This is a genomic window from Quadrisphaera sp. INWT6, assembly GCF_015390235.1.
In the GTDB taxonomy this organism is placed as follows: Bacteria; Actinomycetota; Actinomycetes; order Actinomycetales; family Quadrisphaeraceae; genus Quadrisphaera.
Map to the genome: position 1 here is coordinate 697,333 of NZ_VUOH01000002.1, position 8,921 is coordinate 706,253.

Sequence of the window (8,921 nt, forward strand, 5' to 3'; positions counted from 1 at the left end):
CCCGCTCGTCCGCCCGCTGCGCGGGCCACCGGGCGGGGTGCGGGGGCCGGGTGCGGCAGGGCCCGGGCGGTGCGCTGGCGCACCACCCGGGCCCTGTCGCTGTGCCGCGCCGACGTGGTCGGCGCGGCGCGTCCGGCTCGGTCAGAGCCGGGTCGTCGTACCGCCCGCAGCGGCGATCTTCGCCTCGGCCGAGGCGGAGAAGGCGTGCGCGGCGACCTGCACCGGCACGGAGATGTCGCCGGTGCCGAGCACCTTGACGCGCTGGCCGGGGCGGACGGCGCCCGCCGCGACCAGCTCGTCGACGCCGATCTCGCCGCCCTGGGGGAAGAGCTCCGAGAGCCGGTCCAGGTTCACGACCTGCGACACGACCTTCGCCGGGTTGGTGAAGCCGCGGAGCTTGGGCAGGCGCATGTGGAGGGGCATCTGCCCACCCTCGAAGCGCGCTGCGACCTGGTAGCGGGCCTTGGTGCCCTTGGTGCCGCGGCCAGCGGTCTTGCCCTTGCTGGCCTCACCGCGGCCGACGCGGGTCTTGGCGGTCTTCGCACCGGGGGCGGGGCGAAGGTGGTGCACCTTGAGCGCGTGCTCAGTGCTGTCAGCCATCAGCTGACCTCCTCCACGGTCACGAGGTGGCGCACCGCGCGCAGCATGCCGAGCACCTCGGGGCGATCCTCGCGCACGACCGACTGGCCGATGCGCTTGAGCCCGAGGGTCCGCAGCGTGTCGCGGTGGTTCTGCTTGCCACCGATCTCCGACTTGATCTGGGTCACCTTGAGCTGCGCCATCAGACGGCCGCCGCCCGGGCGCGGAGCAGGGCCGCCGGGGCGACCTGCTCGACCGTCAGGCCGCGGCGCGCGGCCACGGACTCGGGCTGCTCGAGGCCCTTCAGCGCGGCCACCGTCGCGTGGACGATGTTGATCGCGTTGGAGGAGCCCAGCGACTTGCTCAGCACGTCGTGGATGCCGGCGCACTCGAGGACGGCGCGCACCGGGCCACCGGCGATGACGCCGGTACCGGGGCTCGCCGGGCGCAGCAGGACGACACCGGCCGCCTCCTCGCCCTGGACGGGGTGGGGGATGGTGCCCTGGATGCGGGGGACGCGGAAGAAGTTCTTCTTCGCCTCCTCGACGCCCTTCGCGATCGCGGCGGGCACCTCCTTGGCCTTCCCGTAGCCCACGCCCATGGTGCCGTCGCCGTCACCGACGACGACGAGCGCGGTGAAGCTGAAGCGACGGCCGCCCTTGACGACCTTCGCGACGCGGTTGATGGTCACGACGCGCTCCAGGAACTGGCTGCGCTCCTCGGGCCCACCGCGGCCGCCGCGGTCGTTGCCGCCGCGCCCGCCGCGGTCGTTGCCGCCGCGCTGGCCGCGGTCGTTGCCCTGGCCGCCGCCGGTCCCGCTGGGGGGGCCTCCGGCGCCCCTGCGCTGTGGTCCGGGCATCAGGCGATCCTTCCGTCGATCGGGTTCGTGTGGGTGCTCACAGGGAGAGACCCCCCTCGCGGGCGCCGTCCGCCACCGCGGCGACGCGGCCGTGGTAGCGGTTGCCGCCGCGGTCGAAGACCACGGCCTCGATCCCGGCGGCCTTGGCGCGCTCGGCGACGAGCTCGCCGACGCGGCGCGCCTTGGCGGTCTTGTCGCCGTCGTGGGCGCGCAGGTCGGCCTCCATGGTCGACGCCGACGCCACGGTGACGCCCAGGACGTCGTCGACGACCTGGACGGCGATGTGGCGCGCCGACCGGTTGACCACCAGGCGCGGACGCACCGCGGTCCCGGTGACCTTCTTGCGCACGCGCAGGTGGCGGCGGGAGCGGGCGGCAGCCCCGGTCTTGCCGCTGCCCTTGCGCAGCAGCTTGGTCCTACTGGCCAGTGCCATGACTACTTGCCCGCCTTCCCGACCTTGCGCCGGACGACCTCGCCGGCGTACCGCACGCCCTTGCCCTTGTACGGGTCGGGCTTGCGCAGCTTGCGGATGTTCGCGGCGACCTCGCCGACCTGCTGCTTGTCGATGCCGCTGACCGCGAAGCGGTTCGGCGCGGACACCGTGAGGGAGATGCCCTCGGGAGCCTTGATGAGGACCGGGTGGCTGAACCCGAGCGCGAACTCGAGGTCCCCGCCCTTCGCCTGCACGCGGTACCCGGTGCCCACGATCTCCAGCTGCTTGGTGAAGCCCTCGGTCACGCCGGTCACCATGTTGGCGAGCAGCGTGCGGGTCAGGCCGTGGAGCGACTTGGAGAGGCGCTCGTCGTTCGGGCGGCTGACGGCGAGCGTGCCGTCCTCACCGCGCGAGACGCTCAGCGGCGCCGGGACGACGTGGGTCAGGGTCCCCTTGGGGCCCTTGATGACGACCGAGGCGGCAGCCCCGTCGTTGCTGTCGATGGTGACGTCGACCCCGGCGGGGATCGTCACCGGGAGCCTTCCGATGCGCGACATGTGCTACCCCCTCACCAGACGAAGGCGAGGACTTCCCCGCCCACGCCCTGCTTGTTGGCCTGGCGGTCGGTCAGGAGGCCCGAGGAGGTGGACAGGATCGCCACTCCCAGGCCGCCGAGCACGCGCGGCAGTTCGGTCGACTTCGCGTAGACGCGCAGCCCGGGCTTGCTCACGCGGCGCAGGCCGGCGATGGAGCGCTCGCGGTTCGGGCCGTACTTGAGGTCCAGCACGAGGCGCTTGCCCACCTCGGCCTCCTCGACGCGCCAGGCGCCGATGTAGCCCTCGGCGCGGAGGATCTCCGCCACGCGGGACTTGAGCTTGCTGTAGGGCATGGAGACGTCGTCGTGGTACGCCGAGTTGGCGTTCCGCAGGCGCGTCAGCATGTCCGCGATCGGGTCTGTCATGGTCATCGGGCTCGTCCGCCCTTCCTCGCCGTGGTCCCCCGGGTGGTGTGCCCGGGGCCTGCGGCGCAGTGGTTCTTCAGTGAGTGGGGTTTACCAGGAGCTCTTGGTGATGCCGGGCAGCTCACCGCGGTGGGCCATGTCGCGCAGGCACACGCGGCACAGGCCGAACTTGCGGTAGACCGAGTGCGGGCGACCGCACTTCTGGCACCGGGTGTAGGCGCGCACGGCGAACTTCGGCTTCCGCGACGCCTTGACGATCAGAGAGGTCTTGGCCATGTCTCAGTTCTCCCGGAAGGGGAAGCCGAGGGCCCGCAGGAGCGCCCGGCCCTCGTCGTCGGTGGTGGCCGTGGTGACGACCGTGATGTCCATGCCGCGCACGCGGTCGATCTTGTCCTGGTCGATCTCGTGGAACATCGACTGCTCGTCAAGGCCGAACGTGTAGTTGCCGCGACCGTCGAACTGCTTCGGCGAGAGGCCGCGGAAGTCCCTGATGCGGGGCAGCGCCAGGCTGACCAGGCGGTCCAGGAACTCCCACATGCGGTCGCCGCGCAGGGTCACGTGGGCGCCGATGGGCATCCCCTCGCGCAGCTTGAACTGCGCGATGGACTTGCGGGCCTTGGTCACCGCCGGCCGCTGGCCGGTGATGGCCGACAGGTCGCGCACGGCGCCGTCGATCAGCTTGGAGTCGCGAGCCGCCTCGCCGACGCCCATGTTCACGACGACCTTGACCAGGCGCGGGACCTGCATCACGTTGTCGTGCTTGAACTGCTCGCGCAGCGCCGGAGCGATCTCCGCCGCGTAGCGGCTCTTCAGGCGCGGCTGGGGCCGGGCGAAGCCGGCCGTCGTGCCCTCGGTGCTGTCAGTGGAGGTGCTCATGCGATGTCCTCGCCCGAGCGGCGGGCCACGCGCACCCGGACGGTGCGCTCGACGCCGTCGCGCTCGACGGTCTCGGTGCGGATGCCCACGCGCGTGGGCTTCTTGGTCTTGGGGTCCACGAGGGCCACGTTGCTGATGTGCAGCGGGGCCTCGTGCTGCTCGATGCCGCCGGTCTGGCTGCCGCGGGCCGTCTGACCGGCCTTGACGTGCTTCGTCACGCGGTTGATGCCCTCGACCAGGACGCGGCCGCGCTCGGGGAAGACCTCGAGCACGCGGCCGGTCTTGCCGCGGTCGCCGCCGCGGGACTGCTTCTTGCCGGTGATGACCTGGACCAGGTCACCCTTCTTGATGCGCGTCTTGGCAGCCATGGTCAGAGCACCTCCGGGGCGAGCGAGATGATCCGCATGAACTTCTTGTCGCGGAGCTCGCGGCCCACCGGACCGAAGATGCGCGTGCCGCGCGGGTCTCCGTCAGCGCGCAGGATCACGGCCGCGTTCTCGTCGAAGCGGATGTAGGAGCCGTCGGGGCGGCGGTTCTCCTTGGTGGTGCGGACGATGACGGCCTTGACGACGTCGCCCTTCTTGACGGCACCCCCGGGGATGGCGTCCTTGACGGTGGCGACGATGACGTCACCGATGCCGGCGTAACGGCGTCCGCTGCCGCCGAGCACGCGGATGCAGAGGATCTCCTTGGCACCCGTGTTGTCGGCGACGCGCAGCCGCGACTCCTGCTGGATCACTGCTTCTCTCCTGTCGTCACGCCGGTCCTCGGGTGCTGTTCCTCAGCACCCGAGCCTCGCGGAACTGTGTGGACCTGGGTTTCGGGGACTACTTGGCCCGCTCGAGGACCTCGACCACGCGCCACCGCTTGGTGGCGGACAGCGGCCGGGTCTCGGCGATGCTCACGAGGTCGCCGATGCCGGCGGTCTCGGTCTCGTCGTGCGCCTTCACCTTGGTGGTGCGGCGGATGATCTTGGCGTAGAGGGGGTGCTTGACGCGGTCCTCGACGGCGACGACGACGGTCTTCGTCATCTTGTCGCTGACCACGTAGCCGCGGCGGGTCTTGCGGTAGCCGCGGGTCTCCTCGGCGCCGGACTCGGCGGCCTGGTTCGTTGCGTCACTCATCGGGCGTCGACCTCCCCGATGCCGAGCTCGCGCTCGCGCATCGTCGTGTAGATCCGGGCGATGTCCCGGCGGACGGCGCGGAGCCGACCGTTGTTCTCGAGCTGCCCGGTGGCCGACTGGAAGCGGAGGTTGAAGAGCTCCTCCTTGGCCTTCCGCAGCTCCTCGACGAGGCGCTCGTCCTCGAACCCCCGCAGAGCGGTGGGCTCGAGGTCCTTGGACCCGACGGCCATCAGCCGATGCTCCCCTCGCGCGTGATGAAGCGGCACTTCATCGGCAGCTTGTGGATGGCGCGACGCATCGCCTCGCGGGCGATGTCCTCCGGCACGCCGGCCAGCTCGAACATGACGCGTCCGGGCTTGACGTTGGAGATCCACCACTCCGGCGAGCCCTTGCCGGAGCCCATGCGGGTCTCGGCGGGCTTCTTGGTCAGCGGGCGGTCCGGGTAGATGTTGATCCAGACCTTTCCACCGCGCTTGATGTGGCGGGTCATGGCGATACGAGCGGACTCGATCTGGCGGTTCGTCACGTAGCCGTGCTCGAGCGCCTGGATGCCGAAGTCACCGAAGCTGATCGCGGTGCCGCCGGTGGCCTGGCCACGGCGGGTGGGGTGGTGCTGCTTGCGGTGCGCGAGGCGCCGAGGGATCAGCACGGGTCAGCCCTCCGATCCGGATGCGGACGCGCCGGCCTCGGCCGGGGCGCTGGTGGGTGCTGCGGAGGCCTCGCTGCGGGGCCCGCCGGAGCGCTGGGGACGGTCGCCGCGCTGGGGGCGGTCACCGCGGGGGGGACGCGCGCCGCGCGGGGCGGTGGCGGCCTGGGCCGCCAGCTCGCGCTGCGTGTGGTCGCCCTTGTAGATCCAGACCTTCACGCCGATGCGGCCGAAGGTCGTCTTGGCCTCGTAGAAGCCGTAGTCGATGTACGCGCGCAGGGTGTGCAGCGGCACGCGACCCTCGCGGTAGAACTCCGACCGGCTCATCTCGGCACCACCGAGGCGGCCCGAGCACTGCACGCGGATGCCGCGGGCACCGGCGCGCTGCGCCGTCTGCATGCCCTTGCGCATCGCGCGGCGGAAGGAGACGCGGCTCGCCAGCTGCTCGGCGATGCCCTGGGCCACCAGCTGCGCCTCGACCTCGGGGTTCTTCACCTCGAGGATGTTCAGCTGCACCTGCTTGCCCGTGAGCTTCTCCAGCTCGCCGCGCAGGCGGTCGGCCTCGGCGCCGCGGCGGCCGATGACGATGCCGGGGCGGGCGGTGTGGATGTCGACGCGCACGCGGTCGCGGGTGCGCTCGATCTCGACGCGGGCGATGCCGGCCCGGTCCATGCCCTTCGACATGAGCCGGCGGATCTCCACGTCCTCCTTCACGTAGTCGCTGTAGCGCTGCCCGGGGCGAGTGCTGTCAGCGAACCAGCGCGAGCGGTGGTCCGTGGTGATGCCGAGGCGGAACCCGTTCGGGTTGACCTTCTGACCCATCAGCGGGCCCTCCTCGTCTGCGTGGTGGTCTGGGCCGACGCGGCGTCGGCGCCCTTGGCGGGCTCCTCGGCGACGACCACGGTGATGTGGCTCGTGCGCTTCAGGATCTGCCCCGCGCGGCCCTGCGCCCGGGGGCGGAACCGCTTCAGCGTCACGCCCTCGTCCACGTAGGCCGCGGTCACGACGAGGCTGCGCTCGTCGAAGGCCTCGCTGGCCCGGTCCGCCTTCACGCGGGCGTTGGCGACCGCGCTCTGCACGACCTTCAGCACCGGCTCGCTGGCGGCCTGGGGGGCGAAGCTGAGCACCGCCACCGCCTCGCCGACCCGCTTGCCGCGGATCAGGTCGATGATGCGCCGCGCCTTCTGCGGCGTCACGCGGACGTACCGCGCCTGCGCCTTGGCTTCCATCTCTACGTCCTGCCTCGTCGTCTTTCGGCTGCCTCGGGTGTTCATCGCCAGCTGACCGGGGTCAGCGGCGACGACCCCGGCGGTCGTCCTTCTCGTGCCCGCGGAAGGTGCGGGTGGGGGCGAACTCGCCGAGCTTGTGCCCGACCATCGCTTCGGTGACGAACACCGGCACGTGCTTGCGGCCGTCGTGGACGGCGATCGTGTGCCCCAGCATGTCGGGGATGATCATCGACCGGCGCGACCAGGTGCGGATGACGTTCTTCGTGCCCTTCTCGTTCTGCACGTCCACCTTCTTGGAGAGGTGGTCGTCGACGAAGGGACCCTTCTTCAGGCTGCGCGGCATGGCTCAGCTACTCCCTCAGCGCTTCTTGCCGGCAGTGCGCCGACGGACGATCTGGCGGTCGCTGGCCTTGCCCGGACGACGGGTGCGGCCCTCGGCCTGGCCCCAGGGGCTGACCGGGTGGCGTCCACCGGACGTCTTGCCCTCACCACCACCGTGCGGGTGGTCGATCGGGTTCATGGCGACACCGCGGACGGTCGGGCGCTTGCCCTTCCAGCGCATGCGGCCGGCCTTGCCCCAGTTGATGTTCGACTGCTCGGCGTTGCCGACCTCGCCGACCGTGGCGCGGCACTCGGCCGACACGGTGCGGACCTCGCCGGAGGGCATGCGCAGCTGGGCCACGCCGCTCTCACGGGCCACGAGGCGGATGGACGCACCCGCGGAGCGGGCCATCTTCGCGCCGCCGCCGGGACGCAGCTCCACGGCGTGCACCACGGTGCCGACGGGGATGTTGCGCAGCGGCAGGTTGTTGCCCGGCTTGATGTCGGCCTCGGGGCCGTTCTCGATCCGGTCGCCCTGCTTCAGCTTCGTCGGCGCGAGGATGTAGCGCTTCGTGCCGTCGATGTAGTGCAGCAGCGCCAGGCGGGCCGTGCGGTTCGGGTCGTACTCGATGTGAGCGACCGTGGCCGGCACGCCGTCCTTGTCGTGACGGCGGAAGTCGATGACGCGGTAGGCGCGCTTGTGACCGCCGCCCTGGTGGCGCGTCGTGATGCGGCCGTTGTTGTTGCGGCCGCCCTTCTTGGGCAGCGGGCGCACGAGGGACTTCTCGGGCTCGCTGCGGGTGATCTCGACGAAGTCGGCGACGGACGAACCGCGGCGACCCGGCGTGGTCGGCTTGTACTGGCGGATGCCCATGTCAGGCCCCTCCCCCGAAGATGTCGATGGTGCCCTCGCGCAGCGTCACGACGGCGCGCTTGGTGTCCTTGCGCTTGCCGGTGCCGGTGCGGGTGCGGCGCTTCTTGCCCTCGCGGTTGAGGGTGTTGACCGAGGCCACCTTGACGCCGAAGACCTTCTCGACGGCGACCTTGATCTCGGTCTTGTTCGCCCGCGGGTCGACCAGGAACGTGTACTTCCCCTGGTCGAGGAGCGCGTAGCTCTTCTCGGAGACCACCGGCGCGAAGAGCACGTCGCGGGGGTCCTTGCCGACGGCCGCGAACGGGCTCGTCGTGCTGGTCGTGGTCTCGCTCATCGCGCGGCCTCCTCGCTGCGGGTCGCGCTGGCCAGGAAGGCCTCGAGCGCACCGGAGGTGAACACGACGTCGTCGGAGCACAGGACGTCGTAGGTGTTGAGCTGGTCGGCGAAGAGCGTGTGCACGCCCGCGGCGTTGCGGAGGCTCTTCCACGCGAGCTCGTCGCCGCGCTGCAGCACCACGAGGCGCTGGGGGCGGGCGGACAGACCGGCGAGGACGCCGATCGCGCTGCGCGTGCTGGGGGCCTCGCCCGCGACGACGCCCGAGAGGACGTGCACGCGGTCGTGGCGGGCCCGGTCGGAGAGGGCCCCGCGCAGGGCGGCCGCCTTCATCTTCTTGGGCGTGCGCTGGCTGTAGTCACGCGGCTGCGGGCCGTGAACGACGCCACCGCCGGCGAACTGCGGCGCGCGGGTCGAGCCCTGGCGGGCGCGGCCCGTGCCCTTCTGCTTGTAGGGCTTCTTGCCACCGCCGCGGACGTCGCCGCGGGTCTTGGTGGCGTGGGTGCCCTGGCGGGCCGCGGCGAGCTGGGCCACCACGACCTGGTGGATCAGCGGCACGTTGGTCTGCACGTCGAAGACGGCACCCGGGAGCACGACCGACCCGGAGGCCGACCCGTCCGGGCCGATGACGTCGACGGTGCGGTCGAGGACCGCGTCGCTCGCACCAGTGGTCTGCGTGGACATCG

19 protein-coding genes are annotated in these 8,921 nt (G+C 71.6%); all 19 read right to left on the reverse strand.

Features of this window, described 5'->3' with window-relative positions; genetic code table 11:
* Positions 1–141 precede the first annotated feature (141 nt).
* Entirely contained in the window at positions 142–600 is a 459-nt protein-coding gene (gene rplO / locus F1641_RS08060) for a 50S ribosomal protein L15 (protein WP_194904278.1), read from the reverse strand.
* The gene (rpmD, locus tag F1641_RS08065; RefSeq protein ID WP_194904280.1) at positions 600–782 is read right to left on the reverse strand and encodes a 50S ribosomal protein L30; all 183 of its coding nucleotides are present in this window, start codon (positions 780–782) and stop codon (positions 600–602) included. The genes rplO and rpmD overlap by 1 nt, the downstream gene beginning before the upstream one ends.
* On the reverse strand, positions 782–1,438 hold the full coding sequence (gene rpsE / locus F1641_RS08070) for a 30S ribosomal protein S5 (protein WP_194904283.1): 657 nt from the start codon (positions 1,436–1,438) through the stop codon (positions 782–784). Before rpsE ends, rpmD begins: the two co-directional genes overlap by 1 nt.
* Positions 1,439–1,475: 37 nt before the next feature.
* The gene (gene rplR / locus F1641_RS08075; protein ID WP_194904285.1) at positions 1,476–1,871 is read right to left on the reverse strand and encodes a 50S ribosomal protein L18; all 396 of its coding nucleotides are present in this window, start codon (positions 1,869–1,871) and stop codon (positions 1,476–1,478) included.
* 2 nt (positions 1,872–1,873) lie between these two features.
* Positions 1,874–2,428, reverse strand: a complete 555-nt coding sequence (rplF, locus tag F1641_RS08080; protein WP_194904287.1) for a 50S ribosomal protein L6 — start codon at positions 2,426–2,428, stop codon at positions 1,874–1,876.
* An 11-nt stretch (positions 2,429–2,439) separates the two neighbouring features.
* On the reverse strand, positions 2,440–2,838 hold the full coding sequence (rpsH, locus tag F1641_RS08085) for a 30S ribosomal protein S8 (protein WP_194904289.1): 399 nt from the start codon (positions 2,836–2,838) through the stop codon (positions 2,440–2,442).
* 84 nt (positions 2,839–2,922) lie between these two features.
* Positions 2,923–3,108 (reverse strand): type Z 30S ribosomal protein S14, encoded by a 186-nt coding sequence (locus F1641_RS08090; protein ID WP_194904291.1) that lies wholly within the window; start codon positions 3,106–3,108, stop codon positions 2,923–2,925.
* 3 nt (positions 3,109–3,111) lie between these two features.
* Complete coding sequence (rplE, locus tag F1641_RS08095; protein WP_194904293.1) at positions 3,112–3,708, reverse strand: 50S ribosomal protein L5; 597 nt, start codon at positions 3,706–3,708, stop codon at positions 3,112–3,114.
* A complete protein-coding gene (rplX, locus tag F1641_RS08100) occupies positions 3,705–4,076 on the reverse strand; it encodes a 50S ribosomal protein L24 (RefSeq protein ID WP_194904295.1) in 372 nt (123 codons plus the stop codon). Before rplX ends, rplE begins: the two co-directional genes overlap by 4 nt.
* 2 nt (positions 4,077–4,078) lie before the next feature.
* Positions 4,079–4,447, reverse strand: a complete 369-nt coding sequence (rplN, locus tag F1641_RS08105; protein ID WP_194904297.1) for a 50S ribosomal protein L14 — start codon at positions 4,445–4,447, stop codon at positions 4,079–4,081.
* Positions 4,448–4,535: 88 nt separating this feature from the next.
* Entirely contained in the window at positions 4,536–4,832 is a 297-nt protein-coding gene (gene rpsQ, locus F1641_RS08110) for a 30S ribosomal protein S17 (RefSeq protein WP_194904300.1), read from the reverse strand.
* Positions 4,829–5,062 carry a 50S ribosomal protein L29 gene (gene rpmC / locus F1641_RS08115; protein WP_194904302.1) on the reverse strand — a complete coding sequence of 78 codons (234 nt, stop codon included), beginning with the start codon at positions 5,060–5,062 and terminating at the stop codon, positions 4,829–4,831. The genes rpsQ and rpmC overlap by 4 nt, the downstream gene beginning before the upstream one ends.
* Entirely contained in the window at positions 5,062–5,481 is a 420-nt protein-coding gene (gene rplP / locus F1641_RS08120; protein ID WP_194904304.1) for a 50S ribosomal protein L16, read from the reverse strand. The genes rpmC and rplP overlap by 1 nt, the downstream gene beginning before the upstream one ends.
* A 3-nt stretch (positions 5,482–5,484) precedes the next feature.
* A complete protein-coding gene (gene rpsC, locus F1641_RS08125) occupies positions 5,485–6,300 on the reverse strand; it encodes a 30S ribosomal protein S3 (protein ID WP_194904307.1) in 816 nt (271 codons plus the stop codon).
* Complete coding sequence (rplV, locus tag F1641_RS08130; RefSeq protein WP_194904309.1) at positions 6,300–6,707, reverse strand: 50S ribosomal protein L22; 408 nt, start codon at positions 6,705–6,707, stop codon at positions 6,300–6,302. Before rplV ends, rpsC begins: the two co-directional genes overlap by 1 nt.
* Positions 6,708–6,768: 61 nt before the next feature.
* A complete protein-coding gene (gene rpsS / locus F1641_RS08135) occupies positions 6,769–7,050 on the reverse strand; it encodes a 30S ribosomal protein S19 (protein WP_194904311.1) in 282 nt (93 codons plus the stop codon).
* Between the two features lie 15 nt (positions 7,051–7,065).
* Complete coding sequence (gene rplB / locus F1641_RS08140) at positions 7,066–7,902, reverse strand: 50S ribosomal protein L2 (RefSeq protein ID WP_194904313.1); 837 nt, start codon at positions 7,900–7,902, stop codon at positions 7,066–7,068.
* 1 nt (position 7,903) lies between these two features.
* Positions 7,904–8,236, reverse strand: coding sequence for a 50S ribosomal protein L23 (gene rplW, locus F1641_RS08145; protein WP_194904316.1), 333 nt, complete (start codon positions 8,234–8,236; stop codon positions 7,904–7,906).
* On the reverse strand, positions 8,233–8,919 hold the full coding sequence (gene rplD, locus F1641_RS08150) for a 50S ribosomal protein L4 (RefSeq protein WP_194904318.1): 687 nt from the start codon (positions 8,917–8,919) through the stop codon (positions 8,233–8,235). Before rplD ends, rplW begins: the two co-directional genes overlap by 4 nt.
* Between the last annotated feature and the right edge of the window lie 2 nt (positions 8,920–8,921).